The organism is Pseudomonas sp. MAFF 730105 (genome assembly GCF_055380705.1).
Genome location: NZ_AP018438.1, coordinates 2,303,003 through 2,318,578 on the forward strand (window position 1 = coordinate 2,303,003; position 15,576 = coordinate 2,318,578).

Sequence of the window (15,576 nt, forward strand, 5' to 3'; positions counted from 1 at the left end):
TCTAACCATGACATACAAATCCCTGGGTCTTGCAGCCGTGCTGGCGATGTCTTCAATGGCGCTCGTGGGCTGCGAACAGGCTGAAAAAAATGCCGAACAATTGGCCCAGCAGCTGAAGGAACAAGCGGTCGATGCGGCCAAGAAAGCCATCGACGATACCCACAAGGCAGCCGAGCAGGCGCTGAACGACGCCACCGGCGGGTTGATCAGCCCCAAGAAGGAATCGGCGCAGGACGCTGACAAAGCCGAATCTTCTACCCAAGCCATTTAACCCCGTCACATCGAGCCAGGACTGACCCATGGACTATCTTTTACAACTCGCTGCCAGCCCCACTGCCTGGATCGCCCTGGCGACCCTGGTCGTCATGGAAATCGTGCTGGGCATCGATAACCTGATCTTCATTTCGATCCTGACCAACAAGCTGCCCGAACAGCATCGCGTCAAGGCGCGGCGAATTGGTATCGGCATGGCGCTGATCCTGCGCCTGGGCTTGTTGAGCACCATCGCGTTCATTGTGCAGTTGACGGAGCCGGTCATCGAAATCCTCGGCCAGGCGTTCTCCTGGAAGGACATGATCCTGATCGCCGGCGGTCTGTTCCTGCTGTGGAAGGCCACGACCGAGATCCACCACAGCATGGACCCCGCGCCAAACGATCCGAAGTCGGCCACGTCTGGCGTGACCCTCGGGTTTGCCGCCGCAATCGGTCAGATCCTGATGCTAGACCTGGTGTTTTCCATCGACAGCATCATCACGGCCGTGGGCATGACCGAACACTTGCCGATCATGATCATCGCGGTGGTGGTGTCGGTACTGGTGATGTTGCTGGCGGCCGAGCCCCTGGCCCGATTCATCAATAACAACCCGACGGTGGTCATGCTGGCGCTGGGCTTCCTGATCATGATCGGCATGACGCTGATCGCCGAAGGCTTCGGCGCCCATGTGCCCAAGGGCTACATCTACGCTGCCATGGCGTTCTCGGCTGCGATTGAGGTGTTGAACATGATGGCCCGTCGCGCCCGGCAAAAGGCATTGGGCAACGAAGCCTGATTGCAGGCATGCAGAAGCCGCCCGGGTCCGACCCGGGCGGTTTTTTTTGGCTTTATGAAAGTAGGCGTTCAGTGCGCGGCGGCGTGGCGTCGAGTGGGTTCCGTGGGTTTTTCCGTTTTCGATGAAGACGGATGATGGCGACGGGTGATCCGCAGCACGCCCCACAGCATGGCCGCCGCTACGCTCAACCAGCCGAATACCAGCATCAGAATTATCGTTGTCAGGCTCATGCGGCCTCCCTCAGCCCCGGTCCAGGGCAACGCACTTGGTTCAATGGACAGTCTAGTCGTTCAAGTGTTGCAGGCAGTCGTTCGCAGTCGTAGGCGACGGACAGGTTCGTTCTATCGCGGCGGCGAGACTGCTGTTTAAGGCTATACCCGAGCCAGTGGGCGCTTTATGATCGACGGCCCAAGCCTGACCCGTTCATCGGGTACCTGAACTAGAGACTCATCATGTTGCCGGTCATTCCCTCTTTTCGATCACTGGTATTCGCGACGGCCTGCCTTGCGGCCCTGGCGGGTTGCGCGGGCAGCGTGTCGCCTCAGATCCAGCGCCTGCCCGAACGGGTGGAGCTCAACAGCGTGCCGTTCTATCGCGGCGATATGTACCAGGGGGCGCCACAATCCCTGGCCGCCGTGTTGACCTCGCAGGGTACGGTGATTACCCCGGGGTTGCTGGAGAAGCCATTGCACCTGCCAGGTGGCGAAGCGGGCTTGCAGCAGAATATGCAAACCCTGGCGCGCGAGTATGGGTTGGTGGTGTATCCCCTCGACAATGAATTGTCCGCATTGTTGGAGCAGGTCGCAGCAGGCAACCCGGTGTTGCTGCGCTACACCGAGGGCACGGCATTCTGGTCCGGGCCTCGATACGGGATTCTCGCCGGCTATAACCGGCAGAAGCGCACGGTCTTGCTGCGTTCGGGCATGAACCGGAGGCTGTTGATGAGCTTCAACGGGTTCGAATCGGCCTTCAAGGACGCCGGCGGCTGGGCAGTACTGCTCCAGCGACCCACGCAGCTTCCGGCCAACGTCAACCCGCAGCGCTGGTTGAAAGCGGCGGACGAGCTGGCCGGAGCAGGGCAGGAGCAGGCCGCGGCGCGCGCCACCAAGGCCCTGGGTGCAGCGCATTGATGGCTTGCCCCGTTCGTCACCTGCCGGGCACGACCCGGCACGCCTGAAACTCTTATCGTCAGGGTCCGGACTGTCCGGGCCATGATTCAAGGAGGCAGGTATGGCACAGTCGAAAACGCCCACGGGGCCCCATTCTTCCAAGCATTCATCCGCGGATGATGAGCTGGGATTCGATCCGGATTCTCCGGATCTCGATGATCCGCAAGTCGATCCCATCGGACCGGCCAAGGCTCCTCGTGACGAGGAAGACAAGCACGGCGAACCTCGGGACAAGGCCTATGATCCGCTTGGTGACCTGAAGCATTGAGCGAAAAAAAGCCCGACGAGTCGGGCAGTGTTGCTCTCCAGGGTTTATGAGCCTGTGGCGAGGGGGATAAATCCCCTCGCCACAGATGACGCCGCGTTCGTCATTACTTGGAGGCTTCCACCACTCCGCTCTGGCGACTCTTGAGGTTCTTCGCCGCCTTGTACTGCATGGCCACCGCCGGCACGTTGGTGCTCTTGCCCGTTTCCACCCAGCTGCGAATCCGGCTGGCGTCGGCGAAATGGGTGTATTTGCCAAAGGCATCGAGGATAACCAGCGCCATCGGGCGATTGCCCATTTTCGTCACCAGTACCAGACAGTGACCGGCCTGGTTGGTGAAGCCGGTCTTGGTCAATTGGATATCCCAGTTGTCCTTGTGGATCAGGTGATCGGTATTGCGGAAGCCCAGGCTGTAGACCGGCTTGCGGAAGGTGACGGTCTTTTCCTTGGTAGTGCTCAATTCGCTCAGCAGGGGGTATTTGCGAGCAGCGATCAGCAGCTTGGTCAGGTCCCTGGCGGTGGAGACGTTATGGATCGACAGGCCTGTCGGCTCGACATAATGGGTGCTGGTCATACCCAGTGCCTTCGCCTTGGCGTTCATGGCGGCGATGAACGCTGCGTAACCGCCTGGGTAATGATGCGCGAGACTGGCGGCGGCGCGGTTTTCCGAGGACATCAGGGCAATCAGCAATACTTCGCGGCGCGACAGTTCGCTGTTGAGCTTGACCCGGGAAAACACCCCTTTCATTTCCGGGGTGTTGGTAATGGTGATGGAGATGTATTCGTTCAGGTCCTGCTTGGCATCCAGCACGATCAGCCCGGTCATCAATTTGGTCACCGACGCGATGGGGACCACCACATCCGGATTGCTGGAGTACACGACTTTATCCGACTGCAGATCCAGCAACATCGCGCTGCCCGAAGCGACTTGCAGTTTTGACGTGTCTCGAGGGGCTGCGATGGTTTCCTGCGCGTTGATGTTCTGCGTGATAAGCGCGCCTGAGAAAGCGATGAACAGGCTGAGGATCGAAAGACGGATTTTCACGCGAATAGACTCGATAGAGTTGAAGAGGCCGTTCAGCAACGGCTTTTGAAAAAAGCGCTGCATTTTATGAGTATGGGCGACAACGGCGCTACATGCCTGTACCGCTGGGCCTCGAGAATAAATAAAGTTTAATGAAGGGGGGCAAACCAATGTGGGAGCGAGCCTGCTCGCGAAGGCGGCGTATCAGCGATTTCATGGCTGACTGGCACACCGCTTTCGCGAGCAGGCTCGCTCCCACAGGGTTTTGCTTTGGCCGGGGAAACTCAGCTATGCAGCGTCTCGGCCGCGTACAGCGTGTTTTCCAGCAGGCAGGCTCGGGTCATCGGGCCCACGCCGCCAGGTACCGGTGTGATCCAGCTGGCGCGGGGCAGGGCGGTCTCGTAGACCACGTCACCCACCAGCTTGCCGTCTTCCTGGCGATTGATGCCGACGTCGATGACGATGGCGCCTTCCTTGATCCACTCGCCCTTGACCAGGCCCGGTTTGCCGGCGGCCACGACCACCAGGTCGGCGCGTCCGACATGGCCGGCCAGGTCCTTGGTGAAGCGGTGGGTCACGGTCACGGTGCAGCCGGCCAGCAGCAGTTCCATGGCCATCGGCCGGCCAACGATGTTGGATGCACCCACGACGACGGCATCGAGGCCATAAAGGTCCACGCCAGTGCTTTCCAGCAGCGTCATGATGCCTTTGGGGGTGCAGGGGCGCAGCAACGGGATGCGCTGTGCCAGGCGACCGACGTTATAAGGGTGGAAGCCGTCGACGTCTTTGTCCGGACGGATGCGCTCCAACAATCTGGAGGCGTCCAGGTGTTCAGGCAGGGGCAGCTGGAGCAGAACGCCGTCAATGTTAGGGTCATCGTTCAGGCGATCGATCAGATCGGCCAGCGCTTGCTGGGTGGTTTCGGAAGGCAGGTCGTAGGCCTGGGAAAGGAAGCCGACCTCTTCACAGTCTTTACGCTTGTGCGAGACATAAACCTGAGAGGCGGGATCGCTGCCGACCAGGATCACCGCAAGACCGGGCGTGCGCAGGCCTTGCTGGCGACGCTCGGTGACGCGTTGGGCGATCTGCTGGCGCAGGCTGGCGGCGATCGATTTGCCGTCGATAAGTTGTGCAGTCATTGCGCGTGGTTAACCATCGAGAGGGGAAAAAAAGAGAGCGCATTCTCGCATGCCGAGGCGTGAGGGCAAAGGCGCTTGGTCTGCAAATTCCCCTAACCCCTTTAATTAAATGAATTTTTTTTAAAAAAGAGTTGACGACCTATCAGGCCGTCTATAACATTCGTCGCACTTGTCGGGCACAGCCTAGCACTGGTTAAGAAGGTGGAGCAGAGTTGGATGTTTCAACTCGGCAAAACTGAAAGCACTTAGTTTGTAATCGTCAAAGAATACAGATTAAAAAGGCGCCCGTAGCTCAGCTGGATAGAGCATCCGCCTTCTAAGCGGATGGTCGCAGGTTCGAGTCCTGCCGGGTGCGCCATTAGGCAGCTTTGGCACAAGTAACGCAACAAGGCAATATGGTGGGCGTAGCTCAGTTGGTAGAGCACGGGATTGTGACTCCCGTTGTCGTGGGTTCGATCCCCATCGTCCACCCCATATTCTAGAAAGGCGCCAGATCTAACAATCTGGCGCCTTTGCTTTAAAAGCTTGATACGCGGATGTGGTGGAATTGGTAGACACACTGGATTTAGGTTCCAGCGCCGCAAGGTGTGAGAGTTCGAGTCTCTCCGTCCGCACCATACAAGTCGCTATTTGAATAGCAGAGAACGGCGCAGTACCTGAAGAGGGCTGCGCCGTTTTTGTTTTCGGCATTCAGATGATTTGTTGCCTGTCTTGTTTTGGGGCAGGTTTGGCGATGGGTTGTTGCGATTGTGTTTCGCGATGATGCGCGGTATGCCCGTCGGTCTCCTGGTGAAGATCGAGTGCCGGGGAGGTGCAGGTCACGCCTCTATATATAGAAGCGTCGGCGCAGAGCCCCCGCAATGGTCGGTTGTATTTGCAATCCGGGCGAGGCATGACCGTTTGCCTCGCTCCTAATGCCGGCGCCTGTTTTTCCGCCGTTTTCAGTAGGGTGACTTCTTGAGTTTGACCTACTAGAATGCATGCCCTTGATTCTGGGGTCGGAAAACGCCCGGCCAACGTCTGTGCAACGAGGAATATCCATGCAAGTTTCTGTTGAAAATACTACTGCTCTTGAGCGCCGCATGAGCATCACCGTGCCGGCTGAGCGCATCGAGACTCAGGTCAACAAGCGTCTGCAGCAGACTGCCCAAAAGGCCAAAATCCCAGGTTTCCGTCCAGGCAAGGTGCCAATGAGCGTGATCCGTCAGCGTTACGAAGCTGATGCGCGCCAGGAAGCCGTGGGCGACGTGATCCAGTCTTCGTTTTACGAAGCCGTGGTCGAGCAGAAGCTGAACCCGGCCGGCGCGCCATCCGTCGAGCCTAAAGTGCTGGAAAAAGGCAAGGACCTGGAATTCGTCGCCACTTTCGAAGTGTTCCCCGAGTTCACCGTTGCCGGTTTCGAGTCCATTGCCGTCGAGCGCCTGAGCGCTGACGTGTCGGATGCCGATCTGGACAAGATGCTGGACATCCTGCGCAAGCAGAACACCCGTTTCGAAGTGGCCGATCGCGCTGCCCAGAACGAAGATCAACTGAACATCGACTTCGTCGGCAAGGTTGACGGTGAAGTGTTCGCTGGCGGTTCCGCCAAGGCCACCCAGCTGGTGCTGGGCTCCGGTCGCATGATCCCAGGCTTCGAAGATGGCCTGGTCGGCGCGAAAGCCGGTGAAGAGCGCGTTCTGAACGTGACCTTCCCAGAGGACTACCAGAACCTGGACCTGGCTGGCAAAGCCGCCGAGTTCACCGTGACCGTAAACAGTGTTTCCGAGCCGAAGCTGCCTGAGCTGAACGAAGAGTTCTTCGCCCAGTTCGGTATCAAGGAAACCGGTCTGGAAGGTTTCCGCGCCGAAGTTCGCAAGAACATGGAGCGTGAGCTGCGTCAGGCCATCAAGTCCAAGGTCAAGAACCAGGTCATGGACGGTCTGCTGGCTTCCAACCCGATCGAAGTGCCGAAGGCGCTGCTGGACAACGAAGTGAACCGTCTGCGCGTGCAGGCTGTTCAGCAGTTCGGCGGCAACATCAAGCCTGATCAACTGCCGGCCGAGCTGTTCGAAGAGCAAGCCAAGCGTCGTGTCGTACTGGGCCTGATCGTTGCTGAAGTGGTCAAGCAATACGAACTCAAGCCTGACGAAGCCCGCGTTCGCGAGCTGATCCAGGAAATGGCTTCGGCTTATCAGGAGCCTGAGCAAGTCGTGTCCTGGTACTACAAGAATGACCAGCAACTGAACGAAGTCCGTTCGGTTGTGCTCGAAGAACAAGTTGTGGATACTGTTCTGCAGAAAGCTAGCGTGACCGATAAAGCGGTCTCTTACGAAGAAGCGGTCAAGCCGGTGGAAGCTCCACAAGCCGATTGATTGTTCTGCGGTAAGAAATACACACCATAAGCCAGCCTTCGCGCTGGCTTATGCGTATTCAAGACATAACTATTTGGGAGTGACTGCGAGACATGTCCCGCAATTCTTTTTATCAGCAGAGCTCTGACATCCAGGCCGCAGGCGGCCTGGTCCCGATGGTTATCGAGCAGTCCGCCCGCGGCGAACGTGCCTATGACATCTACTCGCGCTTGCTCAAGGAACGCGTCATCTTCCTGATCGGGCCCGTTGAAGACTACATGGCCAACCTGGTTGCGGCGCAACTGCTGTTCCTTGAAGCGGAAAACCCGGACAAGGATATCCATCTTTATATCAACTCACCCGGCGGTTCGGTGACTGCAGGCATGTCGATCTACGACACCATGCAATTCATCAAGCCAGACGTTTCCACCATCTGCATCGGCCAGGCCTGCAGCATGGGCGCTTTCCTGCTCGCCGGCGGCGCTGCGGGCAAGCGTCATTGCCTGCCTAACTCGCGCATGATGATTCACCAGCCATTGGGCGGTTTCCAGGGCCAGGCGTCGGACATCGACATCCATGCCAAGGAAATCCTCCACATTCGTTCGCGTTTGAACTCGCTGTTGGCTCATCACACCGGTCAAAGCCTCGAAACCATTGAGCGAGACACCGAGCGTGACAACTTCATGAGCGCCGAGCGTGCAGCCGAATATGGCCTGATCGACTCCGTGATCAACAAGCGTCAAATGCCTGCCTGAGCCACTCAAAATGCAGGTGGTTGGGATGACCGGCCGCCTGCGGGCTTGAAAAAGCCCGCAATTGCCTTCATCTTGTGTTGCAAGCCTATCGGATTTGGATCGATCGAATGACTGACACCCGCAACGGCGAGGACAACGGCAAACTGCTTTATTGCTCTTTCTGTGGCAAAAGCCAACATGAAGTACGCAAATTGATTGCCGGCCCCTCGGTCTTCATTTGCGACGAGTGCGTCGACCTGTGCAATGACATCATCCGCGAGGAGGTGCAGGAAGCCCAGGCCGAAAGCAGCGCGCATAAGTTGCCTTCGCCTAAAGAAATCAGCGGCATCCTTGACCAATATGTAATTGGTCAGGAGCGTGCGAAAAAGGTATTGGCCGTAGCGGTTTACAACCACTACAAGCGCCTCAACCAGCGTGACAAAAAGAATGACGAGGTCGAACTCGGCAAGAGCAACATCCTGCTGATCGGCCCGACAGGCTCGGGTAAGACCCTGCTTGCCGAAACCCTGGCCCGTTTGCTGAACGTTCCGTTCACCATCGCCGACGCAACCACCCTTACCGAGGCGGGTTACGTGGGGGAGGATGTCGAGAACATTATTCAGAAGTTGTTGCAGAAGTGCGACTACGATGTCGAAAAGGCCCAGATGGGCATTGTCTACATCGATGAAATCGACAAGATTTCCCGCAAGTCCGACAACCCGTCCATCACCCGGGACGTATCCGGTGAGGGCGTGCAGCAGGCCTTGCTCAAGTTGATCGAAGGTACGGTCGCTTCCGTTCCGCCCCAGGGTGGTCGCAAGCATCCGCAGCAGGAGTTCCTGCAGGTCGACACCCGTAACATCCTGTTCATCTGCGGTGGTGCGTTTTCCGGCCTGGAAAAGGTCATTCAGAACCGTTCCACTCGTGGCGGCATCGGTTTCAATGCCGAAGTGCGCAGCAAGGAGGAAGGTAAGAAGGTCGGTGAATCCCTGCGTGAAGTCGAGCCTGACGATCTGGTCAAGTTTGGTCTGATCCCGGAATTCGTCGGTCGTCTGCCGGTTCTGGCGACGCTTGACGAGCTGGATGAGGCTGCGTTGATGCAGATCCTGACCGAGCCGAAGAATGCTCTGACCAAGCAGTATGCCAAGCTGTTCGAAATGGAAGGTGTAGACCTGGAGTTCCGTTCCGACGCGCTGAAGTCGGTGGCCAAGCGTGCCCTGGAGCGTAAGACCGGTGCCCGTGGGTTGCGCTCGATTCTCGAAGGCGTATTGCTCGACACGATGTACGAAATCCCCTCGCAGTCCGAGGTGAGTAAAGTCGTGATCGACGAAAGTGTCATAGAAGGCAAGTCCAAGCCACTGTATATCTACGAAAACAGTGAGCCGGCTGCCAAGGCCGCACCGGACGCTTAAGCGTCCTGCTGCTGGAACAAAGGAGGGGCCTTCGGGCCCCTTTGCTTTTATGTGGCGAGGGGATTTATCCCCTCGCCACATAGCGTTGTGTATAACTTTTATTTCTTTTAACCGTCTGGCATTTGCCTTAGCGCTTGTTTTTTTTCAAGGCTGCCCCCATCTTGGTTTCAAGCTTACTTCCATCTGTTTCCGGCCTTGTGGCCGCCGTTGAGGCGAAATCATGAAGACAACCATCGAATTGCCTCTCTTGCCATTGCGCGATGTCGTGGTATATCCGCACATGGTTATCCCGCTGTTCGTGGGGCGCGAGAAGTCCATCGAAGCCCTCGAGGCCGCGATGACGGGTGACAAGCAGATTCTGCTGGTGGCTCAGAGAAATCCTGCTGACGATGACCCCGGTGAAGACGCGCTTTATCGCGTAGGTACCATTGCAACGGTTCTGCAATTGCTCAAGCTGCCCGACGGCACCGTCAAGGTCCTGGTCGAAGGCGAGCAGCGCGGGGCGGTCGAGCGTTTCAGCGAAGTGAACGGCCATTGCCGCGCCGAAGTGTCATTGATCGACGAAGCCGACGTACCCGAGCGTGAGTCGGAGGTGTTCGTCCGCAGCCTGTTGTCCCAGTTCGAACAATACGTGCAGTTGGGCAAGAAAGTGCCCGCTGAGGTGCTGTCGTCGCTGAACAGCATCGATGAGCCCGGCCGGCTGGTCGATACGATGGCTGCTCACATGGCGCTCAAGATCGAGCAGAAACAGGAAATCCTCGAGATCATCGATCTGTCCGCCCGTGTCGAACACGTGCTGGCATTGCTAGATGGCGAGATCGATCTGCTGCAGGTTGAAAAGCGCATTCGTGGTCGCGTCAAGAAACAAATGGAGCGTAGCCAGCGCGAGTACTACCTGAATGAGCAGATGAAGGCCATTCAGAAAGAGCTGGGCGATGGCGACGAAGGCCATAATGAAATCGAAGAGCTTAAAAAACGCATCGATGCCGCTGGTTTGCCCAAGGATGCTCTCGCCAAGGCCCAGGCCGAGCTGAACAAGCTCAAGCAGATGTCGCCGATGTCCGCTGAAGCCACCGTGGTGCGCTCCTACATCGACTGGCTGGTACAGGTGCCGTGGAAAGCCCAGAGCAAGGTGCGTCTGGACCTGGCCCGTGCCGAAGACATCCTCGACGCCGACCATTACGGCCTGGAGGAGGTCAAGGAACGCATCCTCGAATACCTCGCCGTACAAAAGCGCGTGAAGAAAATTCGTGGTCCTGTGCTGTGCCTGGTTGGTCCTCCCGGGGTCGGTAAAACCTCCCTGGCGGAGTCGATTGCCCATGCGACCAATCGCAAGTTCGTGCGAATGGCCCTTGGCGGCGTGCGCGACGAAGCGGAAATCCGTGGTCATCGCCGCACCTACATCGGTTCGATGCCAGGAAGATTGATTCAAAAGATGACAAAGGTCGGCGTGCGCAATCCGCTGTTCCTTCTGGACGAAATCGACAAGATGGGCAGCGATATGCGTGGCGATCCTGCTTCCGCATTGCTCGAAGTGCTCGATCCGGAGCAGAACCACAACTTCAACGACCATTATCTGGAAGTCGACTACGACTTGTCGGATGTGATGTTCCTGTGTACCTCCAACTCCATGAACATCCCGCCAGCGTTGCTGGACCGTATGGAGGTGATTCGTCTGCCGGGCTACACCGAGGACGAGAAGATCAACATCGCCGTCAAATACCTTTCGCCGAAGCAGATCCAGGCCAATGGTCTGAAAAAAGGCGAACTGGAATTCGATGAGGAAGCGATTCGCGACATCATCCGTTACTACACCCGCGAAGCTGGTGTGCGGGGCCTGGAGCGTCAGATTGCCAAGGTCTGCCGCAAGGCGGTCAAGGAACATGCGCTGGAGAAACGCTTTGCGGTCAAGGTCACTTCCGACCTGCTGGAGCACTTCCTGGGCGTACGCAAATTCCGCTACGGCCTGGCCGAGCAGCAGGATCAGATCGGTCAGGTGACCGGCCTGGCGTGGACTCAGGTGGGTGGCGAGTTGTTGACCATCGAAGCCGCCGTGGTACCGGGCAAAGGGCAACTGATCAAGACCGGTTCCCTGGGCGATGTGATGGTCGAGTCGATCACTGCGGCGCAGACGGTCGTTCGCAGCCGTGCCCGGAGCCTGGGCATTCCCCTGGACTTCCATGAGAAGCGCGACACGCATATCCACATGCCTGAGGGGGCGACGCCTAAAGACGGTCCTAGCGCCGGCGTAGGCATGTGCACGGCCCTGGTTTCGGCATTGACCGGCATTCCGGTCCGCGCCGACGTTGCCATGACCGGTGAAATCACCCTGCGTGGGCAGGTACTGGCGATTGGCGGGTTGAAGGAAAAACTGCTGGCGGCACACCGTGGCGGAATCAAGATCGTGATCATTCCAGAGGAGAATGTGCGCGATCTGAAAGAAATTCCTGACAATATCAAGCAGGATCTTCAGATCAAACCGGTTAAATGGATTGACGAAGTCCTGCAAATTGCGCTGCAATACGCGCCGGAGCCCTTGCCGGATGTGGCTCCGGAGATTGTCGCGAAAGATGAGAAGCGAGAGTCTGACTCTAAGGAAAGAATTAGCACGCATTAATACGCATTTGCCTGGGGGGCTTCCTTGACAGTTTTTTAGAGCCCTTGTTATAAAGCGGCTCTTAAGTGTCTGTAGGCCATTCAGCACTCGTTTTTGCTTTCACCAAAAAAACTTAGAATCATCTCAAATAGATATAAGGGGACTTAGAGTGAACAAGTCGGAACTGATTGATGCTGTCGCTGCATCCGCTGATATCCCGAAAGCTGCTGCTGGCCGCGCGCTGGACGCTGTAATCGAATCCATCACTGGTGCTCTCAAGGCTGGCGACTCCGTTGTTCTGGTTGGTTTCGGTACCTTCGCCGTTACCGATCGTCCAGCTCGTACCGGTCGCAACCCACAGACCGGTCAAGCACTGCAGATCGCTGCTGCCAAGAAGCCTGGCTTCAAGGCCGGTAAAGCACTGAAAGACGCCGTTAACTAAGTTTCATTGAGTTTATCCGGGTCGGGGTCATGCCTGGCTTGGCAGCGGAGCGGTAGTGGGATCGGTTTCAACCGATCTGTCGTACCAGGGCTCGCGGGTTCGAGCCCGGTCCGCTCCGCCAGTTACGAGAAGGCGCATCCTCGGATGCGCCTTTCTTCTATCCGGATTCTACCCACGCTCCACGGTTGCCTAATTTGAAGTTCAACCGTTTCTGGGGGACGCATGCTGCAGAATATCAGGGACAATTCACAAGGCTGGATTGCCAAGACCATCATCGGGGTCATCGTCGCATTGATGGCGTTGACCGGTTTCGATGCCATTTTCAAAGCCACCACCCACAGCAATGACGCGGCCAAGGTCAACGGCGAGAACATCAGCCAGAACGAGCTGAGTCAGGCGGTCGACATGCAACGCCGCCAGCTCATGCAACAGTTGGGCAAGGACTTCGACGCCTCCCTGCTGGATGAAAAGATGCTTCGCGATTCAGCGCTCAAGGGCCTGATCGATCGCAAGTTGCTGCTGCAAGGCGCCCACGATGCGAAGTTCGCTTTTTCCGAAGCCGCGCTGGACCAGGTGATCCTGCAGACGCCTGAGTTCCAGGTGGAGGGCAAGTTCAGCCCGGAACGTTTCGACCAGGTGATTCGCCAACTGGGTTACAGCCGCCTGCAATTCCGCCAGATGCTGGCCCAGGAAATGCTGATCGGCCAACTGCGCGCCGGCTTGGCCGGAAGCGGTTTCGTGACCGATGCCCAGGTGCTGGCGTTTGCCCGTCTGGAAAAACAGACCCGCGATTTCGCCACCCTGACCCTCAAGGCTGATCCTTCGGCAGTGAAGCTGACCGATGACGAGGTCAAGGCCTATTACGACAAGCACGCCAAGGAATTCATGACCCCCGATCAGGTGGTGATCGATTACCTGGAGCTGAAGAAAGCCGCTTTCTTCGATCAGGTCAGCGTCAAGGATGAGGACCTGCAAGCGGCGTATCAGAAAGAAATCGCCAACCTGTCCGAACAGCGTCGGGCCGCCCACATCCTGATCGAAGTGAACGACAAGGTCACCGAAGCCCAGGCCAAGGCGAAGATCGAGGAAATCCAGGCTCGCCTGGCCAAGGGCGAGTCGTTTGAAGCCCTGGCGAAGGAGTTCTCCCAGGATCCGGGGTCGGCCAACAATGGCGGTGACCTTGGTTATGCCGGTCCAGGTGTCTACGATCCTGCGTTCGAAAAGGCGCTGTATTCGCTGAGCAAGGATCAGGTTTCGGCACCGGTGCGCACCGATTTCGGTTTGCACCTGATCAAGCTGCTGGGTGTCGAAGCGCCTGAAGTGCCAACCTTCGCCAGCCTCAAGGACAAGTTGACCCGCGAGCTGAAAGCCCAGCAGGTGGAGCAGCGTTTCGTCGAGGCGACCAAGCAGCTGGAAGATGCTTCGTTCGAAGCTTCCGATCTGGCGCAGCCGGCCCAGGACCTGAAACTCACCGTTCACACGTCGGCGCCGTTCGGTCGCGAAGGTGGGGATGGGATCGCGGCGAATCGCGCTGTCGTCGCGGCCGCGTTCAGCCCGGAAGTGCTGGATGAAGGTGCCAACAGCACCGCCATCGAGCTGGATCCGGAAACCGTGGTGGTGCTGCGTGCCAAGGAACATCGCAAGCCCGAGCAACTGCCGCTGGAAAGCGTGGCTGCGGCCATCCGTACCCAGTTGGCCAAGGAGCACGCCATCGAGGCCGCCAAGACCCGGGCCGACGAGCTGATCGCCAGCCTGCGCGAAGGTAAGACGCCGCTGGCCAAGGCTGTCGACGGTCAAAGCTGGAAGGTCGTCGAGGCGGCGACTCGCAACCAGGAAGGTATCGAGCCTACGGTGCTGCAGGCATTGTTCCGCATGCCAAAACCCGAGTCCAAGGACAAGCCGACGTTTACCAGCGTGACCTTGCCCGACGGCAACCTGATGCTGGTGCAACTGCGTGGCGTGAATGAAGCCGCGGCACCGACCGACGCGGAGAAGGCCGAATATCGCCGCTATCTCGCGTCCCGTGTTGGCCAGCAGGACTTTGCGGCTTATCGCAAGCAGCTGGAAAGCGAGGCGGACATCAAGCGTTTCTGATGTCCTGATGGCTTGCCAAAAAAAGACCCCGGCCGAAAAACCGGGGTCTTTTTGTGTCTGCTTGTTGCTAAATGACAGGATGTTCATCGGCCCACTGGATTTACGTCTTTTTCCCGCAAACAACCCCCAGTAGACTTGTAACCCCTTTGAGACACGAATACCCACGCTGCCGGTGGGCGTTCTGTTGCACAATACGCCCCCGGACCGTTTTCCTCAGGATGTTCAATGTTCAGATCATTTCACATGCGCACCGTCGGACTGGCACTGATGCTGGTCGCCGCAGCCGGTTGCTCGTCGAAGAAAGCCGCTATTTATGAGCATGAAAACTTCGATGATTCCGGTACGTTCTCCCGCACTTATCCGGTGAGCGACACGGTGACCTGCGAAGCCGGGCGCCGGGCCTTGCTCAGCCAGGGCTACATCATTACCAGCAGCGACCCGAAACTGGTCAGCGGTCACAAGAGTTTTCAGCAGACCGGCGATACCCACATGGAGATCAGCTTCAACCTGGTCTGTGCCGAAGACGGTGGTGCCGGACATCGTGCGACCATGTTTGCCAACGCGTTGCAGGACCAGTATGCGCTGAAGAAAGTCAACAACTCCGCCAGCTTGGGCGTGGGTGTGTTGGGTTCGGTGTCGATGCCGATCGGCTCGTCGGATGATTCGATGGTCAAGGTGGCCAGCGAAACCGTATCGGCGACCAAGTTCTACGAGCGTTTCTTTACCCTGGTGGAGATGTTCCTGCCTGCCGAAGTGAAGAAGGGCGCACCGGCTGCCGAGAAGCCCAACACTGAGCTGGGCGTTCCGGAACCCAAGGCCGAACCGGCTGCGTTGACACCCGCTCCGACGCCAGCTGCGCCGGTAGCTGCCCCAGCCCCCGCCGAAGCGGCGCCGGCAGCATCGGAGCCCGTCGTACCGCCCGCGGAGCCTGCGCCGATTGCACCCAGCGAGCCCGCGCCATACGTAGGCCCGGAATCGACGCTGGAAGAGATCAAGCCACCGCCGCCCAGTGATTTGCCCCCGCCGACCGAGGCAATCCAGCCGCTGCCTTCATCCTGAGAATCCGTGGCAAGGATGTCATGCCTTGTCACACCTCCATAGGTTGATTTCCCATCGTTGTGCTACGTTTAAAACATGAAGCCTTTGCTTCATGTTTTGTTCATAAAGCAGCTTTATTCTGACACCAAGGCCATCAGGCGTCGGTTCAACGATATGGGAAGGATTCAAAATGGATGATTATCAGGAAGAGCTGCTGGAATATCAGGCCTACGAGCTGGATCCGTTGGAGCCCGCCGAGGATGCGACGGAGTTGTAACACCCGC

14 protein-coding genes and 3 tRNA genes are annotated in these 15,576 nt (G+C 57.9%); 14 read left to right on the forward strand and 3 right to left on the reverse strand.

The window, feature by feature from the left end:
* Positions 1 to 7: 7 nt before the first annotated feature.
* Positions 8 to 271 (forward strand): hypothetical protein, encoded by a 264-nt coding sequence (locus PCOSP_RS10355; protein WP_464711066.1) that lies wholly within the window; start codon positions 8 to 10, stop codon positions 269 to 271.
* A gap of 28 nt (positions 272 to 299) precedes the next feature.
* Positions 300 to 1,049, forward strand: a complete 750-nt coding sequence (locus PCOSP_RS10360) for a TerC family protein (RefSeq protein ID WP_175385293.1) — start codon at positions 300 to 302, stop codon at positions 1,047 to 1,049.
* A 68-nt stretch (positions 1,050 to 1,117) separates the two neighbouring features.
* Here PCOSP_RS10360 and PCOSP_RS10365 read toward each other — a convergent pair whose 3' ends face one another.
* On the reverse strand, positions 1,118 to 1,279 hold the full coding sequence (locus PCOSP_RS10365; protein ID WP_175361247.1) for a hypothetical protein: 162 nt from the start codon (positions 1,277 to 1,279) through the stop codon (positions 1,118 to 1,120).
* 222 nt (positions 1,280 to 1,501) lie between these two features.
* On the opposite strand from PCOSP_RS10365, the gene PCOSP_RS10370 reads away from it, so the two are divergent.
* Together PCOSP_RS10370 and PCOSP_RS10375 are read left to right on the forward strand one after the other, a co-directional pair.
* Entirely contained in the window at positions 1,502 to 2,179 is a 678-nt protein-coding gene (locus PCOSP_RS10370) for a peptidase C39 family protein (protein WP_464711068.1), read from the forward strand.
* Between the two features lie 100 nt (positions 2,180 to 2,279).
* Positions 2,280 to 2,486, forward strand: coding sequence for a DUF6021 family protein (locus PCOSP_RS10375; RefSeq protein WP_464711070.1), 207 nt, complete (start codon positions 2,280 to 2,282; stop codon positions 2,484 to 2,486).
* Positions 2,487 to 2,589: 103 nt separating this feature from the next.
* Here PCOSP_RS10375 and pbpG read toward each other — a convergent pair whose 3' ends face one another.
* Together pbpG and folD are read right to left on the reverse strand one after the other, a co-directional pair.
* Positions 2,590 to 3,528 (reverse strand): D-alanyl-D-alanine endopeptidase, encoded by a 939-nt coding sequence (gene pbpG / locus PCOSP_RS10380; protein ID WP_464711071.1) that lies wholly within the window; start codon positions 3,526 to 3,528, stop codon positions 2,590 to 2,592.
* Between the two features lie 263 nt (positions 3,529 to 3,791).
* A complete protein-coding gene (gene folD / locus PCOSP_RS10385; RefSeq protein ID WP_139641702.1) occupies positions 3,792 to 4,646 on the reverse strand; it encodes a bifunctional methylenetetrahydrofolate dehydrogenase/methenyltetrahydrofolate cyclohydrolase FolD in 855 nt (284 codons plus the stop codon).
* Positions 4,647 to 4,927: 281 nt separating this feature from the next.
* Here folD and PCOSP_RS10390 point away from each other — a divergent pair.
* From PCOSP_RS10390 to PCOSP_RS10435, 10 genes are all read left to right on the forward strand, one after another.
* Positions 4,928 to 5,004 (forward strand) — tRNA-Arg (locus PCOSP_RS10390).
* Positions 5,005 to 5,044: 40 nt separating this feature from the next.
* Positions 5,045 to 5,120 (forward strand) — tRNA-His (locus PCOSP_RS10395).
* 58 nt (positions 5,121 to 5,178) lie between these two features.
* Positions 5,179 to 5,263: transfer RNA gene (locus PCOSP_RS10400), tRNA-Leu, on the forward strand.
* A 423-nt stretch (positions 5,264 to 5,686) separates the two neighbouring features.
* Entirely contained in the window at positions 5,687 to 6,997 is a 1,311-nt protein-coding gene (gene tig / locus PCOSP_RS10405) for a trigger factor (protein WP_175361248.1), read from the forward strand.
* 92 nt (positions 6,998 to 7,089) lie between these two features.
* Positions 7,090 to 7,731: an ATP-dependent Clp endopeptidase proteolytic subunit ClpP gene (clpP, locus tag PCOSP_RS10410; protein ID WP_003183177.1), complete on the forward strand. Its 642-nt coding sequence runs from the start codon at positions 7,090 to 7,092 to the stop codon at positions 7,729 to 7,731.
* A gap of 107 nt (positions 7,732 to 7,838) precedes the next feature.
* A complete protein-coding gene (clpX, locus tag PCOSP_RS10415) occupies positions 7,839 to 9,122 on the forward strand; it encodes an ATP-dependent Clp protease ATP-binding subunit ClpX (RefSeq protein ID WP_024778305.1) in 1,284 nt (427 codons plus the stop codon).
* Between the two features lie 220 nt (positions 9,123 to 9,342).
* Positions 9,343 to 11,739, forward strand: a complete 2,397-nt coding sequence (lon, locus tag PCOSP_RS10420; RefSeq protein WP_139641705.1) for an endopeptidase La — start codon at positions 9,343 to 9,345, stop codon at positions 11,737 to 11,739.
* Positions 11,740 to 11,887: 148 nt separating this feature from the next.
* Positions 11,888 to 12,160: an HU family DNA-binding protein gene (locus PCOSP_RS10425; protein ID WP_047703756.1), complete on the forward strand. Its 273-nt coding sequence runs from the start codon at positions 11,888 to 11,890 to the stop codon at positions 12,158 to 12,160.
* 222 nt (positions 12,161 to 12,382) lie between these two features.
* Complete coding sequence (locus tag PCOSP_RS10430) at positions 12,383 to 14,254, forward strand: SurA N-terminal domain-containing protein (RefSeq protein WP_175385295.1); 1,872 nt, start codon at positions 12,383 to 12,385, stop codon at positions 14,252 to 14,254.
* A gap of 225 nt (positions 14,255 to 14,479) precedes the next feature.
* On the forward strand, positions 14,480 to 15,313 hold the full coding sequence (locus PCOSP_RS10435) for a DUF2242 domain-containing protein (protein ID WP_175385296.1): 834 nt from the start codon (positions 14,480 to 14,482) through the stop codon (positions 15,311 to 15,313).
* Positions 15,314 to 15,576 lie beyond the last annotated feature (263 nt).